This window comes from Paenibacillus sp. FSL R5-0407 (genome assembly GCF_038009185.1).
Classification (GTDB): domain Bacteria; phylum Bacillota; class Bacilli; order Paenibacillales; family Paenibacillaceae; genus Fontibacillus; species Fontibacillus vini.
The window spans coordinates 629,228-649,728 of the sequence record NZ_JBBPAX010000002.1 but is presented as its reverse complement, the minus strand read 5'-3'; the positions used below and the strand labels follow the sequence as shown (position 1 = coordinate 649,728).

Here is a 20,501-nt window from a genome sequence, read left to right as displayed (position 1 = left end):
GCGGGTTTAGGGAGAAGGGGAGAACTCAAACTCCTCGAATCCCTTGTTCTATCAAGCTTTTCCTCAATATCTTTCTCCAATTTTTACTCCGATTTCTTTTCCTCTGATCCCTGTTTTCTACCTGCTCTACCCTGCCTTTTCCCCTGCTTTTAACTCGACTTTATTTACTTTTTTATCACGGTTTTTCTCCGATTTGCCCCCGATATTACTCCGATTTGTAGGACGACTTTATTTGCTCGTGTTGAAACAGGGGAGTTAGGGTGAGAGGCGTTAAAGCCAAGTGGCGCAAGGGTTTGTGGCGATTTGGTGGGGGATGGTGGCGTAACACGACTTTTTGAGTAGTTCACAAAGGGGTTGTAAATAGCACTCAAAGTTTACCCAAAGCCTAAATAGTCTGCCTAAAGCATAATAAGTTTGCCTAAGAGCCGAACGGAATTCAGGATCTACTCCTGTTTTTCCTCGGCATTTCTTGATTCAGGGGGAGGAAAGGCTGGGAAGCCTTGTGGCTTTAAGACAGAGAGGAGTTTTGGGAAGGTGAAATGAATGGGCGGACTATTTAGGACGTTGACAGGGGTTCGACTAGTCATATCGGTTGGCTGGGGACGAAATGAGGACGCGAGTTTATCGCGTCCTTTCGTTTTTTTAAATTTATCGGGGGAACCGTATCATAAGTAGGGCGAAACTTACTAAGGGAGACCTCTTGATTTTTAATTAGCAGTAAATAGTAGGTTTTCAAATAGTGGATGATAGTGGATGATAAGTATTAACGAAGTAAATATAATTAATTTAGGGGCATCCAGTAGGGTGCCTTTATAATTAATTAACTCTGTTTTCCCTGATTTAATAGACTAATTTTATTAAAGGTATGTCAGAATAGGAAATATTTCATATGCATTTCTAATGGTTTTCTGTATTATAGGGATATTGTGGTAAATAAGGAAAAGGTTATTGATATCTTGTCGCGGTGTCAGTTTGGAGTCACTGTGAAGAGCAGCTTCCACACTTTTTTATATATAACGAATTGCTAATGGTTCAATATTACTTAAGAACACTTCCATAAAAAGTACAAAAGCACCTTTTCCATTTGTATTGATGTTAAATAAATAGTTAACAAATAGCGGAGAAGTGGAGCCGTGGTGAGGATACTTGTCCCACCGGGGTGCTTCAATCCGTGGCAGATCAATTCGAGAACGCATCCAATCAATTGGAGGGAATGAAAGATTCGCTAAACAACCAGATAACTATGCTCATGCTGCTGTGGGATGGAACAACGCAGGAGCGTTTCTTTGCGAATTTTCAGCGTGCCCGAGAGGAAATGAAGCTGACGATCGAACATATGCAGTTTACGAGCTGGGAATTGAAGAATATAGCCTACAGGTTCATGCAGGTAGATGGGGAAAATGGGGAGCTGGATACTAGATGTGCGGCGCCAGTGGAAATGGGCAACGCCGGGCCGGAAACGAAGAAGGAACAGACAAGACAGAACGAGCTGAACGGGTTCTGGGATGGCATAAAATCTGGCGGGAAGATGCTAGCAGATTCAATAGGTGAATCGGTTGAGGCGTTGATCGAGGATCCGGTTGGTACTGCTGGAACCCTGGCTTATAATTGTTGGTATAAAATCTGGTAGTTTTCAAGTAATACCCGAAAGGAGTCTTATGATGCTATTATTAAAAGAGATTGGAAGGAAATGATAGTTCCAAGGTATCGTGCACTTTTACCCATCTGTAAAAACCTCTAATATTGTTACCGAGAATATGACCGATGATAGTAAACCTATTTAACTTGGAAATGGATGTTGCATTGGGTTAAATGAAAGAGGGCAGCTTGGTGAAATTGAATCTATTTATCCCAAACTTCTCGATAATGGGAATTCATCTTATTTGCGAGTACAAGCGTTCGTATTAAAGGACGGGCGTTATTGATTGTATTAAATGCTTGGGAGGAAGAAGTACGTTATATTTCCTTTGTAGATATCTATACTAGAGGCTTAACTGAAGCTAAAAATGGACAGAGCCATTCCCCAAAAGATACTTGGGGCATTTATGCATAACAAGGGTGTGCATTTCGAGAAAAGTGATGAATCTATAGAAACTTCACGGGGCGGCTCGCAGGGTTTGGGGAAAATTGCATCGAATGCCGCTTCCGATCTTCATTTAATGCATTTTGCGAATTGTGACAAGTAAGGGACCTTAAAGCCGCCTGGAAAAGGTGGTTTTTTACTTTAAAAAATATATATATTGAAAGCCGGAGAGGCTTTTTCGTTAAGAAATCTATGCTCACCTGTTTCATAGCCCGTCTTGGTTGTATAGCTGCTATATGTCCATAGGATCATTTACTTTTTACGATACTAAAAAAGGAGATATGCACTACTAATTTGTTTATTTTTTCAACAAAATCTATATTTAAAGTTAGATTTTAGAGGTATTTTCAAAAACAATTCATTATAATGAAATGATAAGATACTTTATAGGAATACCCATTTTAATACATTTGATTTGAAATCATAAAGGGAGTAAATTTTATGAGTTTAGGAGCATTGACTGATTTATTAGAATCTATATCTCCAGAAGCAGCAAGAGAATTCGGACTAATGAACCAATTGTTCTTTCAAGATAAAGGCAGTGCTGCAGTTAAGGCAAGAACCTTTTTAGAGTTGGTTCTTAACAATGTACTGGAGTTTGAAAAAAACAATATTAATATGCCGTCAATTTTTTATGCAAAACTTGCAGATAAGATTAGTTATCTGGTCGCAGAGGGATTTGTTGGACAAGATATTCAGCTTGCAATGAACTCCGTCAGAAAGATTGGCAATAAGGGAGCACATGATGGTTCAGATATTACCTACCCAGATGTGTTTTCTGCACATAAAAATGCTCACAAAGTTGCTGTATGGTTTCTGGAGCTTTATTCATCTCAGCACTTTGAAGCTCCTGAATATGAGGAACCTAAGCCGCAATCTGATTTGAAGACTTCGGAAATAGAATCGATGGTTAAATCGTATCTGAAGGAAAATGGTTTAATACAAGACCAAAATCCAGAAGTTGACGATAAAGTGATTAACGATGAAGAGACTTCTATTCTAATTAAAGATCTACCTAAGGGAGAAAGCTATTTAATTCGAGAATTAAAGCGCCTTCAGGAATCTTCAAAGGAAGCTGTAGAATCAGCAGGATCCTTCTCTTATTACAAAGACTATCTTCATGTAAATCGTGGGCCGCAATTACAAGTAGAGAAAATACTTGAACGTAAGCTTAATCAGCAGGGCTCCAATTTATTATTTATTTGTGGAAGTGTAGGCGATGGCAAATCCCATCTGCTAGCTTATTTGCGGTCTCATCGTCCTGAATTAATTAAAGAGTATACCATCATCAACGATGCTACAGAAAGTTATTCTCCAGAAATGAATGCAATGGAGACCTTAGTAAAGGCACTTGAAGGATTTAAAGATCAGAATCTGAAAACATCCAATCAAAAAGTGATATTAGCTATAAATATGGGTGTCCTTCATAACTTTGTGTATGATCCCAATAATGCTGAGTTTAAAGAATTAGCTTCATTTATAGAGAAGAGTGAAATATTCACGCCAGAATTGACACCTTACTTTAATTCAGAACATTTCGACTTGGTGAGCTTTGGAGACTATCATCCTTATCAGCTGACTGCAGAAGGGCCAACTTCTAATTTTTATAGTGAATTAATGAATAAGATCTTTATGAAGTCAGAGAAGAATCCGTTCTATCTGGCACACCAGGAAGATCTTGAATCGGGAGTTTATACGATCGCTCATTATAATTATGAACTTTTACAAATTGAACAGATACAGAAATCGATATTGGATCTGGTTATTGAGATTATCATCAAATTTAAATTAGTCATTTCGGCACGTACTTTCCTGAATTTTGTAGTTGATATTATCATGCCGGATCATCCGGTTAGTATTGTGAAAATGGATGAATATGATGTTCTGGACAATATAACACCTAACTTACTATTCAATCGGGAAGATCGGTCGGTTCTTTTAAAATGGTTCCATAAGATCAGTCCGCTTAACCGGACCCGATCTAAGGAAATTGATGAGTTAATTGTGGCGCTTCATTCTCTTTATAATAAGCAGGATGTGATTAAAGAATATATTCGTGATGATGTTGCTAATCGCTGGTTCCTTTCATTTTGGGAGGGAAATGAACAGGTCGATCATCATGCTTTTAATAAAATCTCTGATGCCATTATATTAACCGCCCATTTACAAAACAAGGACTTCTATGACAAGACTAGAGATCAGGACTATAAACTATATACACATAGACTTTACGGTTTCAATGTAAGAGATACGAAGAATTCAATTCGTGAAATATACATGGAAACTACTAAAGTAATCTTTCAGTGGAAAGGGACTCCTAAGGAAGAATATATCTATATTAGTCCTGTTCATGAGAAATACCGATTGGCTCAGCGGATGAAGCTTAACCCCAATATTAGCCATATTAAAATGCAAAGTGGTGAATCATTAGAGATCTTTAAGGATCGGATCAATATTGCTTTTGATATTGGTAAGTCTAGTCATTATTTAGAGATCGACTACACTCTCTTTCATCTATTCAGAAGAGTATTGGATGGTTACAGGCCAAATAGACAAGATGAAGAGGAAATGGTTCACTTTATTGAATTTATAGAAAAATTAATGCGCAGTGGAGAAAAGAAAAATCAACTTCTCATCCACTATATTCCGGACAATAAAATTTTCTACCTGAGCAAAGACGAATTTTCTGGATATTCATTTACCGGAGGGAACAAGTATGCCGATCTTAAAAACGGACGAAATAACTAATAACTTGACGCATAAGAAAGCACCCTCACACAGTGAGGGTGCAATAAATAAAGTGCTTCCCTTTGCAACAACTAAAAAATATGTAAAGGGCAGTTTCCAGCCACTCCTAGGGGATTATGTTCGTAATATTACACAAATCAAGCCAAAAAAACAAAAAACGAGTTCACTTGATGCTCTGGGAGTAGATCCCTTAGTTTATAGTATTGAAAAAAGTATTAACCCGGAGGGTCAGCTCCAGCACGAACTTGAAAACTTTTTGCAATATTATTTGTATGGGGAAAAGGAAAATATTAAGTTAATTCATCCTTATATATACAATTACCTGCAAGGGTCTGATTCTGACAATTTATTTCGAAAAGTGGCGAAGTGTGCTTCGGATGTATTAGTTAAAAATGACCAGCGGATTGCTAATATATTTAAAGATACGAAAACAGAAGATGTATTGTCTGAGCTGATCATTGGTGCTTTGAATAGCTCCACCACTGACGATAATCATCCTGCCGAAAAGGGATATCAATGCAAGTTGGGATTTTTGAATAAGTTGTACTGTGAGGATCTTATCTACATAAGTCGTCATCACGAATACTTTATTAAATCATTACCGACTTTAACGCACTTTTATTTTTTTACCTATATTTGTCAATTGATGCTAAAGTTTGAGCGGTTTGATAAAGGTGATTATACCACGTCCACTCCTCTTTACTATGCACTTGATTGGGAAGGGGTTATTTCTAAAAGAAGAAAAGCAGCAAGTGACATGGATGGATTCAAGAGAATTAAGCAGAAAGCACCTCTATTGTTTCCTCATATTCATACCATGTCCCAGTTAAGTACGTTCCATGGAAATACAGAAAATAGTTTCTTTGTTTATCCTGAGCTCATAGAATATTTCAGCGATTCTGGAAAAGAGCAAGAGTATTTGGACGATGTGAATGATTGGATCAAACAATACAGACAAATTTTTGGGGAAAGAGTTACTCCTAAAGAACAAGCAGGAGATCTCAGGACAGCAATTGGCCTATTGTTCGAAAGTATAAAAGAAGGTATGAATGAAGGGGCAAGGATCGGTTATGGCAACAGTATTGAGCATTTCGGATCTGAGTTTTTAAGAACGAGGGGAAGCAGCGGAACGATTTTAATGTTAAATCATGAAATGCTGCTCTTGCTGACTGCTGTCTCTGTTAAGGATAAGCGTATTCCTATCAATCAGCTGTTTAGCGAATACGAGAAAAGAGGCGTGGCTTTAGACCGGCATTCCAAGAAGGTAGTTCTGGAAACGTTAGATAATTTGAACTTCATTGATAAAAAAAGTGATAGCGGGGATGCGCAGTATGTCAAACCAATTCTATAACTATGTATCTAATCTATTGATTAGTTTTTTTAGTGATATTAACATTCAACCCGGGCAGCGATATTTTCTGCAATTAGAAAATGAAGATGAAGTTCTTACTTTAGCTGAGTCACTCCGTGACCAATCAATAAGTACTCCGTTTGTATATCAACATAATCAAGGCTCAGCCTATCACTCGTTTAGTGTAGAAGTAAACAATGTGAATTTAGTTGTTGCTTATACATCAGATGGGGTTAGTCCTGACTTTTTAGTAACTTTACGAAACCAAGTTGGAGAGCAGCAAGGGATTTGGAAAGATACTGCATTATTAAGTATTGTGTTTAAACAATTAGATTCCATTCAAGGCGGAAGTACAGATCTACAAAAAGAAGGCATGCCCTTACATCCTAAAACATTTGAGGCAGGATTGCAGGAGCAGATAGACAGCAGTGTATTAGATAAGGTAGAACAGACTATTCTTTCAGAGAGAATGGAGCAGATCCTGTCTGAATCCAGCTTTCAACAAATTACTTTTTTCGACTTCGAGGAAATATTTACTGCTCTCTCCAAAGGGAAAATTGATCGTGGCGAATACAAGGATTTTGGATTGTTCGAAGACCCAGATCTGGGCACATACAGTAAAAAAGAAATGAAAGAAAGAATATCTAGGAACCGTGAACTGTTTGAGTTTGTCCGTCATATTCATGATTCAGGTTTGGAAAGTGAGGAATTAGAGAAGAAGCTCTCAACTAGCGTTGCTCCAAAACTGAGAGATGCTGAGGAATGGACCAATACTCCGTATACGGATGTAAAGAAAGCATATGAAGAAGCTCAGAAGGCGGGAAAACAAACCGTTGAGCTTAAGCAGATTGATCTAAAAGATCAGCTTCAAATGTGGAATAAACCTCACAAACAGACGGCTGCTGGAGAGAGAAAACGACATGTGGTTATCTTTAATCCGGATAAAAATGCAGAAATTAAAATGACTTTATCCTTTTTAGTTGAAGGAGAAAGCAAAAGTCTCCAGGGGATTAATTTCCAGGTAACAACTCGAGATTCTGAAGTCCGTTCTCAAGTAGCTAGAACGAACGTTAGTCTCCAATGTAATTTATCGAATCCAGATCAGCCTGCATTTATTAAGATTACTTATAAACATAACAAGAAAGCAAATTTAGGTTGTGAACTACAGGTTGTAGTTCTTCCTCTTTCTGCTCAACAGTGCTCGTTCCTGGAGATCGATTATTTTGTCGATACTAAGAACCGTACGATTAATATTGAGACGGATAAAGAGACCTATCTGCTTGGAACAGATGGTTATGAGAAAAAGGAAGTAAAGATCAATACAGCATGTGAACGGATTAATATAAATCATGATGATTTTATAGAGATATCCCTAAATAGCGAACTGTTTAATGAGCAAAACCAATTACCACTTCAAGTTCATTATGTTCCTCAGGAAGTTACTGTCCCTGTTCAATTTATAATCGAGGACAAGAGTAAAGTTCCTATTACTGCATTCCGTCTTTGGAAACGCAAAAGAGAGGAACATTTAATCTTTCATAGAGATGGAAATAAGCTAAGGGTTGGAAGCTCTGTGTTTTATGGAAGTAATGAGTTTGTTAAATATCTCGAATGGGAAGAGCAGTGGAAGGAAAAAGGAATAAAGAGTGCAATTCTGGAATCCGATCAGCTGCATCCAGAAGACTTGGAGCTTAGTACAGATTTAATGGATGCCTATAACCGCTTGATCAATTCTTATGTGACACATAAAACGACTCCAAGTTTATGTTATATGAACGAAGAAATTGCAGAACGGGCAAGGGAATACATTGCTGAATATATCAAAGAGATTAACTCTTTTGAAGAGGGAAAACCGGCAGGCAGAAAAGGAAGAGATCTATTTAAATTAGGTGTCATTCATCATAATGAAGATGTGTTGTTTACACCGTATCATCCATTAAATATTGCTTACCAGCTGCAATTAGGGCAAGATGTTCAAGATGAACTAGTGGATGATCGTATACTTAACAGACTTAGGCCTGAAAGTTTGCTGCCATTTATATATGAGAATAAAAAGGAAGAATGTCTTTATAAATCTGATACTGTTGCTGACGCTTATGAGTGGGTCATCTATAAAAACATTAATAAAGTTAGTGTAACAGATGCCAACAAATATTTATCAACCATTGTCATGCATAAGCTCAAACAGTTTGAAGAGCATTTCTCTTATCTGTTCAGCGATCAAATTAAAGCACCGTACAAAATTAATCTGATCAACATCGAGAATGACCATGAAGTTGTAAGAGGAATGCTACAATGGTTTATTGAGTCCGTTAGGAAAAAGGGAGTAGACCATCTTCGCCAGATTCATATTAATCTATACCGTGAGTATAGTTTGGAAACAGAGTTCGATCAGCTATCCGTTTTAAATACGGTAGAAGAAGTATCGGCATACTTTAATATTACATTGAAGCACGAACAATTTGATACGAGTCATATTCTTCGAGTGATCCGAAACTCCATTTCTTATTACAAGAAGTATATTGATCCTACGAAAGATCTGGATTACGCACATATTACATTCTATAGAATGAATATGAAAGAAAGTTATGCTGTACAACCCATGAATGAGATGCCTGCAGGAATTGCGCTTAATGGTTTATATTCTTACCTGCCATCTTTCAAATATGAAGAGAACTATCGCTCAGGTTTTGGCACGAAATATTATGTGAATAACCAGGACTCCAATCCATTAATCGATCTTAGTATGGGGCTGAATGAGCTTGCGGCTAACCTGAAAAATGAAGGAAACAATTCCTTCCATAAAGGAGAAGCCATTACTTCTAGGACTACAACCGCAGATGAACAATTTTTACAAAAGATATTTGATTCATCTCATTGGGTTACCTTTGTGGATTCTCATCTAGATCTTAATTATTTCAATCAGTTAGATGAGAATTTATTTGTTATTCACTATAGTGATCAATACTCTTCTTCTAATGGTTATGATGCGATTACGGTGACAAATAAATCTAATCATTATCTTTCTGTTATTAGTGAGTATTTTGGAACCCATCAATTAAGTGTTGCAGAAGAGAAAGCGATCGATATTATAAAAGCCTTTAACACGTTTAATGGTGAATGGCTTCTCAGAATTATTGGAAGTAAAGGACATTATTCCCGTGAAAAGTTTAGTATTATATCAGCTATTAAATTTGCTCTTGCCTATTTCGATCATTCTGATATTTACTGGGTCCCAATTTCATTAGAAGAAATTCTAAGGGTGGCTGGCAGTTCAAACCTTAGTAAAACAGACGGAACATTTACGGCCAAGAACTTAGGGGTAAAAGGCGTTCATAGTGATGATTTGTTATTGATGGGTGTTGAAGAGAGAGACCAAAAGCTACTAATTCACTTCTATCCTGTAGAAGTTAAAATCGGCATAAATAGTAATAGTGTTATGAATAAAGCAGCTAATCAGGTTTTGAAAACTAAAAAAATCTTCCAAGATGCACTTAGCAATCCCGAAAAGCCGTTCACTTCAAAATTTTATCGGTACTTCTTTGCTCAATTATTTCTTGTAAATGCAGCGAAACTTCATTCAAGTGATTTCTGGCCAGAGAAAAACTTTAATATGTCTGATCATATCGTTGAGAAGTTGATCCATGATCAAATAGAAATAAGCTTCGATATTGATCGTATTATTGGAGCCGGAGCTGTAATTTCGTTTCAAAAAGATGCTTACCATCGTTCTACAGAACTTACAGACCAAGTAACCTATCTTAATTTAACGGAGTCTGATGGATTGTATGGTTTGATCAATTCGATGCAGGAAATGTATGAATGGATGCAGCATAGAGATAATGATTTAATTAAAGAGAGTTTATTATCACATCGATATAATATCAAATCTAGTACTCATAGTGTTATTAGTGCTTCTAGCGTTCCTAATGGGTCTATGAAGGAAACTGCAGCAGCAGGGGAAAGTTCAGGGGTGAGCTTAGAGCAGGGAAGAAATGTAGCTAATCATCTTGTCGAAGAAGATAAAGAACCAATTAAGGAAGTGGAAGTACAAGAAGAGCCAGAGCCTTCTGATATGAAGGATCCTCCTGAGCTTGTAGAAGATGAGAAGGAACCAGATAAACTAGATAACACTCCAATTCAGATCATAAGTGAGAAAGAACGGAATATTAGAGTTCTTCTTGGTACTGCGGAGAATAGTACGAGAAAAATATACTGGGAGTATGATCACTCTGGCTTAGCTAACAGGCATTTACTCATTTCAGGCAAATCCGGACAAGGTAAAACCTATTTTATGCAGTGTCTGTTACTGGAGTTGTCTAAACAAAATATCTCAAGTATTGTGATTGATTATACAGAAGGGTTCTTACCGAATCAGCTTGAACCCGAGTTTGTAGAATTCTTGGGCTCCAGACTAAATCAAAGAGTTGTATATAATGAAAAGGTGCCTATTAACCCGTTTAAAAGAAACATAAGAGATATAGGCGGAATCACACTCCCTGAATCGGATACCGATATTGCAGAGAGAATAAAGAGTGTGTTTGCTTCCGTTTATAAGTCTCTTGGAATCCAACAGTTAAATGCTATTTATGAAGCGGTATTGAAAGGGCTTGGACAAGCTCAGGACGGGATGGATCTTAATGTGATGAGGGAGATGCTGGAGGAGGATACTGGCGGTGCCTCAAAAACAGCATTGTCTCAAATCAGGCCTTTCATCGACCGACAAGTATTTATTAATGACCAGAACTTCTCCTGGAGTGATATGATTGACAACAATGGTTCGGTCAATATTATTCAATTAACGGGTTATCCAAATGACGTACAGCGTATTATTACCGAATTTATATTATGGGATTTATGGAACTACCTATTGAGAAATGGAAGTAAATTTAAGCCTGTGCCATTAGTGTTGGATGAAGCACAAAATCTGGATCACCGGGAACAATCTCCGTCAGCCAAAATCTTGACGGAAGGTCGTAAATTTGGATGGTCAGGCTGGTTTGCAACCCAGTTCTTAAAATCCCAGTTAGATGCTGATGAGTTAGCGAGAATGCAAAACTCTGCACAAAAGATATACTTTGCTCAAACAGATCAAGAAGTATCCTTTGTTGCAAGCTCATTAGCTACTGAACCAAGTAAACGTAAGCAGTGGGAAGAAAGATTAAACAACCTTCGTAAAGGTCAATGTATTGTACAAGGACCACAATTGATGGATCTTGGAGAACTGACTCCTCCGACGGAAACGGTTGTAAATATCACCCCTTTGCAAAACAGAATTTAATAAAAAAGGGCAAATCCTTAGTGGATCTGCCCTTTTTTATTAATTAATTGTTATTATCGCAAGTCTTAAGTCGTCAAGTGAGTTTTTTTCCTTTTGTATTTGTTCTAGTATTCGAAGCCCTTTTTCAATCTGGTTTAAGATTTCATTATTAATTTCTTCGGCACTTAGTACTCTTCTAGCTTGGTTAATGATAATGTGTGAGTATAATTTATATTCATCCACTTTGAAGAAATCAGGAATTTCCCATCTGTTTCCGTCACTTTGATTGATGACTTCGATATTTCGATGGGAGGAAAGACCTTTAGCTAATGCAAGTCTCATTATAAACGGCCGGTCAACGGAAAGGGCATCGGTAAAGTAATCAAGCAGTAGTTTTCCTTCATAACTAAGATGCTTTCTCTTGAAAGCTGCCATACTTAGACGCCCCCCCTAGTCTGAAAATACCCTGGTTTAATCAGAGTGTATTTTCTATTTTGATCATAATCTAATGTGAATTGTTTATAGGTACTGTCCTTAATCTGTTTAATATAATCCGCAGTAATTTCAGTATCCGTTGATAAGATAATGACTTGTTCACTTAATTCTTTATAATAGTGATCAATAAGATATGAGCGGTGATAACTATCTAGTCGTCCCAGCGGCGTATCGATAATCATAGGCAGCACATATCGGGATGACTTGGTAAGAGCCCAGATCAGAGCAGATGAAATAATCTGCATTTCTCCAGCTGAACGATCATGAATACTAATTTCTTGGTTTCGGTCATTGTATAGCCGGATCGTAAAAGAACTCATATCGAATTCAATCTTCCCGAATTCATCTTGTTTACGGAATAATTGGTTAAGCATGAGTTTGAATTGCTCATGTATAAAGTTAGCTTTTAATTGAGTTGATTTTACGATAAATTCATCAAGCATTTGAACAATCACAGTAATGGCTTCATATTGTTCTTGATCCTGATTGTTGTTATCTTCTTTCTTTTCGATATGAGTTAGTCTTTTACTGAGGCGAGTTTTTTCTTCGCTTAGTGTATTGATTTTTCGGACAGTTGATTTTAGTTTCATTTCTACTTCGCCAAGCATTTTAGTTAAGTTATCAATTTTCTCATTTTCTTCCTCTATATCTACGGAGTCAGGAGCATTTCTAATCTCAGATTCATATTGTAGAATCATTGCTTTTTCTTTCTCCATCTGACTGTAAATACTCGCTAAATGTTGAGAAGTCTTAATGGGTAAGTTCATTAATTTTCTATATTGTTCATTATTTAAATCATGGAGTAGTTCGATTTCTTCAAGCTCGGAATTAACTTTGTTTAATTTGGTCCAAACTTTTTCCCCGCATTTCCTTAAATCCTCTTTTTGAGTTGAGGTAAGCGGAGGTTCTATGTCAACTTCGAATAAGCTGGAAATAAAGTTATGATACGGAACTAACGAAGCTTCTTTTATTAGCTTCTGTTGCTGATAGGATTCTTCTTTTTTTAATTCATTTTGCAGTAAAAGATACTGATCCTTTAAGAGGATATCAATTGCAGAAGCCAAAAATTCATTTGTGAAGCTTGTTTCCAAACTTTGGACTCTCGTTTCGCTCGCTGTCATTTTTTTAATGTAAACTTCTCGGGAGGTGGAATTGAATGCTACTTTCTTCATTCTTTGATCTTTTAGAAATGTGATTTTTTCTATTAGATCTTTTTGTTTCGTATAAATTTTTTCTTTTTTTAAGGATAATTCATCTAACTCGTCATCAATTTCGAGTCGTTTCGAAATGATTTTTTTGTTGTCAACCTTCTGGGTGTCTTCTGTTCGTTTAGATATCAGTATTTGTTTATAAATGTATGATCTTGCTTCTTCTAAATCGGCTTTTAATTTTTTAAACGCCTCAAGACCACTTAATTTCTGAATAGCTTCCTCCATCTCATGACTATTTTGTCTTAAAATGATATCCTTAATTTCTTCTCCATCAAATATAAAAAATGGGGCAACGTGGTATGGAATAGTCCGATCAATAAAGCGATTATATGTTTCCATATTATTTATGATTTGAGTACGACCGATCCGCGCTCCTGGTTTACGAATTGTAATTTCTCTTGTCTCATTGATCTGGATCTTATTATGGTCAAATATCCACTTTGTTTTTAATTCCCATTCTTCTTTGTTATTAACTTCGACAATCAGGACTACGTAGCACTCTCTGCCGCCTTCATTAAAAAAAGTGTTATTGATTACATTTGAAAAAATGCGCTTATATTCCTCAGCAGATATTCCACGTTTTCCGAATAAGCTATAATGTATGGCTTTTAAAATTGAAGTCTTACCCGAACCGTTAAGACCACCAATTAATATAATGTTTTTGTTGTCTTTACGAGAGTTGTCAGGAATATCAAGATCCAATTCTTGATGACCATAAAATGTTTTGTAGTTATTTAGAACTAGTTTCTTAATAATCATAAACCCTATTCCTTTCTCTTAGTGTGATAACTAATCATATCAATATAGTCGGTACGTTTTTCAGCTAAGGATTTATTTTCATGCATGTTCTTTTCTGCAGTTCTGACTAGGAGATTAATTAAGTCCGGAGTAAGATTATATTGATCACAGAGATCGTTTAATAGTTTTTTTTCTTGTTGTTTTAGTGTTTCCATGAAATCACCTTTCGATTTATATAGTAATCAGTAACTAGTTAAAGTAGATAATATTACCTAATTAACTATAGCATATATGTTGAAGTATTAGGATAAGAAGGGGGAATGATTTTATAAAGAATAAAAAAAGACCCGGCAGATTGAAATCTGCCGGGTCTTAATGCTTCCTACTTAATATTTTTGAAAATATCTAAATCTGATTTGCTGATATTTGGATTTAAGGTGATTCGAATGGTTTGTCTGACTTCCTCAAGAGGTAGTCCTGCTGAAGTAAGGACATGGCTTGGTTTGCTTGAACTGCAAGCTGAGCCCGAAGAAAGTGCAACGAAAGGAGATAACTTTTTGAGCAGAAGTTCACTGTTGACTCCTATAAATTGTAAACTAATAAGGCCGGGAATCTTATTCTCAGTGTCACTGTTAAACTTTATTTTATTACCCAAATTTTCCGAAAGTAGTGCAGTTAGGTATTCTTCTAATTCTTTCAGTTTGGTGATATTCTTGTTTAACTGTTTATGGGCAATTTCAGCTGCTTTTCCCAATCCTACAATATTATGAACAGCAAGCGTCCCACTTCGGTAATCATTTTCTTGACCGCCTCCGTGCAATAGCGGAGTTAACTTGGTATAAATCTCTTTGGATTGTTTCCGAATTACAGCTACTCCGATTCCTTTAGGACCGCCTATTTTATGGCCGGACATGGATAAGAAACGAATCCCTGGTAAGTCTTTTAGGTAGAATGGAACTTTACCAATGATTTGTGTAGCATCTGTATGGAAGAATAGATTATTCTTTTCAAATCGTTGAGCAAGATCAGGTATAGGATTTAAGGATCCAACTTCATTATTACCCCAAATAATGGATGTAAGAAGCGGTTGGTGCTTCAGTTCTTCGGTAAGTTCGTTCACATTAACCCTTGCAAAAGAATCGACATCAAGATACTTCACATTCGTTCCACGTTCCTCCAGATATCGGAAAGATTCTAATACAGAAGGGTGCTCCGCTTTAGATGTGATCATGTAATTTGAGTTTTCAGATATTCTTCCGTAATAGTCTTGTACCCCTTTAATGATCATGTTATTACTCTCCGTTGCACCGCTGGTAAATACAATTTCATCATCATCACACCCAAGTAATAGAGCTACTTGTTCGCGCGCACTTTTTACCGCCTTCTTAGCATTCTCAGCTAACAAATAAAATTTGCTTGAAGGGTTTCCGTACTCTTCCTTCAGATAAGGAAGCATGGTCTCAAGAACCTCTGGATGTAATTTAGTTGTAGCGCTGTTATCTAAATAGATCATGTGTTATCCCTGCCCTTTGTGTTAGATTAGCAAGGCACGAATGAATTTCTCAGCATTTCCTGCGCCTTTGTACTCTGCGGCTAAGTCACGTATACCTCTTTCTAGGTGGGCATTGAAGTATCCCGGGAAGTAATCTTCATCGGTCAGTTCTTTATTGGCAGCCTGTGTAATCATTGCCCGAAAAATATAATCAAATTCCCCAGTAACTGTATTTCGGTTAAGAACTAAGCCATCACTGAAGTCTTTGCTGAGAGGGAGGACATCCCCTTTTTTTATAGATAGAGCTACCGCATAACGAATCAAGATATTAGGTGTTATCCCGGTGGAAGCTTGAAGCTGTAACAGGGTTTCTTTTGTATATTTAGACGTTTTGAGAGTGAAATTCATTGTGGGCTTATCTCCTTACTCATATTAAAATATCTGCCCCGAACGATTTCAGCTGTTTCCTGGAATGAGTTGTATTCTAATGTATAACATAATGAAGTTATATCTTTAATCATTTCGAAATGTTCAGTTCCAATTTCTGAGTCTGTAGTGAACATTAATACCTGATCCCCGCATTTCGGAATGAAATGTTCAATCAGAGATTTTTTATGGTCTTGATCGAGTCGTCCGAATAGTGTGTCAAAGACAAATGGCAGTTTCCACTCAGATACTTTGAACATAGCCCAGATTACTGTCAACATTAACATTTCTTTTTCGCCAGCTGACAAACGTTCCTTAGTAATCTCGTGTCTTTGTTTATTGTACAGTGTAATCTGAAAACTTGATGAATCGATATGAATACGGTCAATATAATCCTTTTTTCGGAATAAGATATTAATCATTTTCGTTGCTTCTTTAGCGACATCATTCAGTTTCTTTTGCCACTGCCGCTCCCTGAAACGCTGACTTACTGTCAATAACTTCTCAGTCATTGCATAGGAACTTTCGGATTTATAATACTCGCGTATTCTATCATTGAGTTTAATTAATGCGATTTCTTTATGTTTGATTTGTTCATTTATTTCATTCATTTCATCTTCTTGCTTTTCGGAGATCATTTTAATTTGTTCTAATCTTCTATTACTGTCCTCAATTCGCTCAAGAAGTTCTTTGAATTCACTTGAATTATCATTAAGATCAATCGCTTTACGTAATTCCTGGGACTTTTCTAATAAAACAGCATTTTCATCAAACAATTCAACATAATGCTGTGCATTGATTGATTGAATCTTTTTATGCATGGAGTAGACTTCATTCTGTTGTTCAAATGAAGATCTATGGAACACTTCGGTAATTGAAGGTTTAATAAGGTCTAATAGACCACTGTGCAAACTTTCAACTTGTTGATCTGAAAGGTTCAAATCCGACGATGGTGTAAGGCTGTTTAGTAATTGTGATAAGTGATCCTTTTTCAAGGTTGTATTTATATACTCGAAAGAGTCATAATCCTTCTCTTTGGCAATTTGATCTGTAACTTTAGCTAACGTTTCACGAGCAATATAGAATGGAAGATAAGATAAAGTAAATGCTTTGATCTGATCAGAATTTTGTTTTCTGCGTTGTTCAATTTCATTGACTTGTTGGATTAATTCCTGTCTGTTCTCCTGAATAAGTCCACCATGAATTTCAAAATCTTTCTTATCTTGTCTTATTAAATCTGTGAGTTCAGCAGCTTCATCTTGAAAGTTAAGCAGATCACTTTGGAGATTTTCTAATTGATTTTGTAGATCATGAAGTTCTATTTCAAGTGAATCTTTGAGTTCAAATTCTTTTGAAGTGTCCGAGTTTTTCTTGGCATGCTGTTGTCTGTAGTTTTGAAGGTCTTTTTCTAGGTTAACAAATAGGTCTAGGTTAAAGAGGATTTTTCCTGCATCCTGTAAATAATCAGGGATTTTCTCTTCAGATACAATTCTGGATATATCCTCACCATCAAATAGACAAAGTTCAAATAACCTTGGCGGCATTTCTTCTCTGAGTTTATTTTGAAAATCAGAAATCTGCTGGGCATTAAGATGAGCATTATTTTTTTTAACAGAGAAATATTCTCTAATCTTATTATCTTTAATAGTCCAGCTGCGGTTTAAAGAGTAGGTAATAGGTTCAAACTCTTCTGTTGATAGATATTCAAGAACAATTTGGTACTTATCCTGATTATTTTCATGAAGAGCTTTTCGATTAAGCAGGGATCGGATTTTCCTGAAATAAGCTTCATTCTCAGTATTATAACCGTAGGCCATAGAGCCAAATAAAGCGATTCGAATGGATTCCAGAATGGTAGTTTTTCCAGCTCCGTTTTTCCCGCCAATTAATATTACATTATGGTTAGTGGTTGTTTTAAAGTTAAAATTGTTAAGATCCCCGTGATAAGCACCTATATTACGAAGGACCAGTTTGTTGATCTGCATGAAGTATCTAATCCACCTTTATAAATGTAAGAAATCTTGGTTTAAAGTCTTGTCAAAAGCCTGAATCAGCCCTCTTCGAACTTTCACACCGGAGTAATCCTTCTCTACTGCGATCAGCTTTTTAAGCAGATTCAAGTTTACCCCTTCTTCCTGACAGAGTGTCTCTAAGTCAGTAAGCTGATCTTCTTTAAATACAGGGCGGTCATCTTTATGCCAATCATAGATTTCTCCGGTTTCCTCTTCAACAATTCGAGGGAGGCGATCTTCCCATTGAAGATCGTTGTGCCAGTATTTACGGATTTCTTTAAGTTCCTCAAAAGTAATGAGCTCGATATTTGGATCATAAAGTTCACGAACTTTTTTCTGGGTTCTAAGTAGTTCTCTGAGAATCTCTTCTCGAGCATTTAAGGTGAAAGGGCCCACCCCGAATCGCTTGAACTTTCCATCTTCATCTTCAACAAATATATCAAGTTTTTCAATTGTTGCCAGATTGATATTGTTATCTTCTATAAATTGTTTGATCTCGGACTTTTTGATGCTCTTATATTTCTTCGCTCTAATATCCTCTTCATTAACTCCTCCGAGATTCGTTGTCAAGTAAACTTCACCATTCATTCTATGTTTCTGACGTTTAGAACGATCTTCACGAATATTCACGAGGTAATTTCTGAAGTCATAGAGTGGAGTTAGCCATTCTACTCCGCTATTAATAAATCCACTCAGTGCTTTATCTTCGTTTACAACGGTGCAAGTCCAACATCCAAATCGACTGTTTCCGCATGAACCAGCGCTTTCCTTAATTTCTTTATCTACAACCAGTGGGCATTCACTACTGGAATCTTGATACAATTGCAGCAGTTCATTATTATCATCGCCCCAAGGTGAAGGATATTGGAGCAGAAACTCCCAAATGTCGTCTACATTAAATGATCTAATCGGTGCAAATACAAAGGCATTCCGCAGGGACGAGTGCAGCATTAAATTTTTACCTTCTATAGTATGTGACTGCATGACAGCGGCTCGAGTAGAACTTTCGGAATCCCGGACCCCAAGAAGCATAACAACTTCACCAAATTGATCTACTTTTTCAAGAATGAATTTGTTAGCAGGTTCAATTTTTAGCCGGTCAGTGCACCATCTGAATTTTTGACGTGGAGTTGGATACCCTTTGCCAATAATAGAAGCCCAGAATGTTTGCTCAGCTTTTGGTCTTACTTTTTGAGTTTCAATAGGAAGTCCCATTTCAAGAGCTTTAGTCTGAATTCTTCCTAAGGTGCGGGTAATTTTATCAATAATAAGAGGAGTTTCAACTTGAGTATCCGAAGAAATCACATATACTTTCTTATTTAATTGATTAGGCGGAAGTTCGCTTAATGCCTGAAATACTATTTGAACCAGAGCAGTTGAGTCTTTACCTCCGCTGAAGCCAATTACCCAGGGACGATCATCGGCCAGATATACTTCTTTCACCAATTCTCTAGATTCATTAAATTTACTGCCAGTGTTAAAAATATTAAGTTCCAAGAGGAAAGACCTCCTTAAATTTATCTTCTGTTTTTTGTTCTTGTTCAGTAAGAGGGAGTCCAATTTTATTCTTTATCAGATTGGCTGTGAGTTGAACGGTCTGATTGTTCTTATTAATACGGCCTGTATGACTGTAGGCCCGACCTTGCCAATCTTGTTTATTATCCCTGTGCCATTCAATATGTGTTAATTTTTTAATATATTTCTGCCATTCATCCGGATGATAGAAATAAAGATAGTGACCTATAATACCTATAGCTTCTAAGAAAACACCGTGAGCAACTATAGAATTTGCCCGTAAATCTCTAGGTGATGTTTTCTTCTTCAGCACCTGTTGCCATTCATTAATAGTAGCACTTAAAAGAATCCAGAATTCATTTACGAACTCCTTTTCTTGCTCAGAGATCATCTCGCCTTTCCGCTTACCTAGTAGTCTGCAATTCATATTGAATATATGGTTTAATGCAAATAATTTAGGAGAATTCTTTGAAAGGTTTACCTTTTCCCGATCGGTGTATCGATCCAGCAAGGGAATCTCTGAAATTACTCCCTTTGTTATGAGAGACATTTGATCGCGATGATCGTAAAGTATACCGATAGAAGAAGTTGTGTTCACCGCATGTCGATTAAGATCGGAGAACATCTGCTGAGAACGTACAAGCCCTAAATCATGAAAAAAGACTACAGAAATGGTCTCATCACCAAGTTCTGGAGCAATCTTTAAAGCTTCTTCAATTGCTGCTCTTCTGTGCTGACCGTCATTAATTAGAAATTTTGAATCAAGTGAGATCGAGAGATATCCTATATCTTTAAGCTTGCTGGAATGTTCCTGAAAGACTAATTCCCCATCTACAGATGCCGTTAACGAAGAAAATATGTAGTCCTTTGGATTTTCAAGAATATAGTTGGTTATATCCGGAATTCTTGATTTATTCATAAGACGCTGAGCCCGGTGTTCAGCGGGAATCTCTTCTTCATCGAACAGGAATATCTTAGGGATCAGCCTGAGCGGGCACATCACGGTATAGAATTCTCTCCCTGCTTGAATTCCGCGGAGAGCGGGAAAACTATAACTAAAATTCATGATAGAGCATTCTCCTTTATTACGTACGTAATATTAATGAATGTAATTTGATTTTACTTCAATGCGAACGGATGTTCAATATTTATATTAGTAAATTGACGAAA

At 36.7% G+C, this 20,501-nt stretch carries 12 protein-coding genes; 4 read left to right on the top strand and 8 right to left on the bottom strand.

All coding sequences use genetic code 11. From position 1 onward, the window contains the following. Nucleotides 1-1,159: 1,159 nt before the first annotated feature. The 4 genes from NYE70_RS22015 to dptH all read left to right on the top strand — a co-directional run bounded on the left by NYE70_RS22015 (nucleotide 1,160) and on the right by dptH (nucleotide 11,463). Nucleotides 1,160-1,630, top strand: a complete 471-nt coding sequence (locus NYE70_RS22015) for a WXG100 family type VII secretion target (RefSeq protein ID WP_341048212.1) — start codon at nucleotides 1,160-1,162, stop codon at nucleotides 1,628-1,630. Nucleotides 1,631-2,524: 894 nt separating this feature from the next. Next, complete coding sequence (dptF, locus tag NYE70_RS22010) at nucleotides 2,525-4,831, top strand: DNA phosphorothioation-dependent restriction protein DptF (RefSeq protein WP_341048211.1); 2,307 nt, start codon at nucleotides 2,525-2,527, stop codon at nucleotides 4,829-4,831. Continuing rightward, on the top strand, nucleotides 4,800-6,182 hold the full coding sequence (dptG, locus tag NYE70_RS22005; protein ID WP_341048210.1) for a DNA phosphorothioation-dependent restriction protein DptG: 1,383 nt from the start codon (nucleotides 4,800-4,802) through the stop codon (nucleotides 6,180-6,182). Before dptF ends, dptG begins: the two co-directional genes overlap by 32 nt. Next, entirely contained in the window at nucleotides 6,163-11,463 is a 5,301-nt protein-coding gene (dptH, locus tag NYE70_RS22000; protein ID WP_341048208.1) for a DNA phosphorothioation-dependent restriction protein DptH, read from the top strand. The genes dptG and dptH overlap by 20 nt, the downstream gene beginning before the upstream one ends. Before the next feature lie 39 nt (nucleotides 11,464-11,502). Here the strand turns inward: dptH and NYE70_RS21995 are convergent, their stop codons facing one another. The 8 genes from NYE70_RS21995 to dndB all read right to left on the bottom strand — a co-directional run bounded on the left by NYE70_RS21995 (nucleotide 11,503) and on the right by dndB (nucleotide 20,397). Further along, nucleotides 11,503-11,877, bottom strand: a complete 375-nt coding sequence (locus NYE70_RS21995; protein WP_341048207.1) for a hypothetical protein — start codon at nucleotides 11,875-11,877, stop codon at nucleotides 11,503-11,505. Nucleotides 11,878-11,879: 2 nt separating this feature from the next. Next, the gene (dndD, locus tag NYE70_RS21990; RefSeq protein ID WP_341048206.1) at nucleotides 11,880-13,907 is read right to left on the bottom strand and encodes a DNA sulfur modification protein DndD; all 2,028 of its coding nucleotides are present in this window, start codon (nucleotides 13,905-13,907) and stop codon (nucleotides 11,880-11,882) included. A gap of 5 nt (nucleotides 13,908-13,912) precedes the next feature. Further along, entirely contained in the window at nucleotides 13,913-14,101 is a 189-nt protein-coding gene (locus NYE70_RS26045) for a DnaD domain protein (RefSeq protein WP_445323855.1), read from the bottom strand. A 167-nt stretch (nucleotides 14,102-14,268) separates the two neighbouring features. Next, nucleotides 14,269-15,399 (bottom strand): cysteine desulfurase family protein, encoded by a 1,131-nt coding sequence (locus NYE70_RS21985; protein ID WP_341048205.1) that lies wholly within the window; start codon nucleotides 15,397-15,399, stop codon nucleotides 14,269-14,271. A gap of 21 nt (nucleotides 15,400-15,420) precedes the next feature. Continuing rightward, a complete protein-coding gene (locus NYE70_RS21980) occupies nucleotides 15,421-15,786 on the bottom strand; it encodes a DndE family protein (protein WP_341048203.1) in 366 nt (121 codons plus the stop codon). After that, nucleotides 15,783-17,789, bottom strand: coding sequence for a DNA sulfur modification protein DndD (gene dndD, locus NYE70_RS21975; protein ID WP_341048201.1), 2,007 nt, complete (start codon nucleotides 17,787-17,789; stop codon nucleotides 15,783-15,785). The genes NYE70_RS21980 and dndD (NYE70_RS21975) overlap by 4 nt, the downstream gene beginning before the upstream one ends. Nucleotides 17,790-17,807: 18 nt before the next feature. Further along, on the bottom strand, nucleotides 17,808-19,313 hold the full coding sequence (dndC, locus tag NYE70_RS21970; protein WP_341048200.1) for a DNA phosphorothioation system sulfurtransferase DndC: 1,506 nt from the start codon (nucleotides 19,311-19,313) through the stop codon (nucleotides 17,808-17,810). Next, complete coding sequence (dndB, locus tag NYE70_RS21965; RefSeq protein ID WP_341048197.1) at nucleotides 19,303-20,397, bottom strand: DNA sulfur modification protein DndB; 1,095 nt, start codon at nucleotides 20,395-20,397, stop codon at nucleotides 19,303-19,305. The genes dndC and dndB overlap by 11 nt, the downstream gene beginning before the upstream one ends. Between the last annotated feature and the right edge of the window lie 104 nt (nucleotides 20,398-20,501).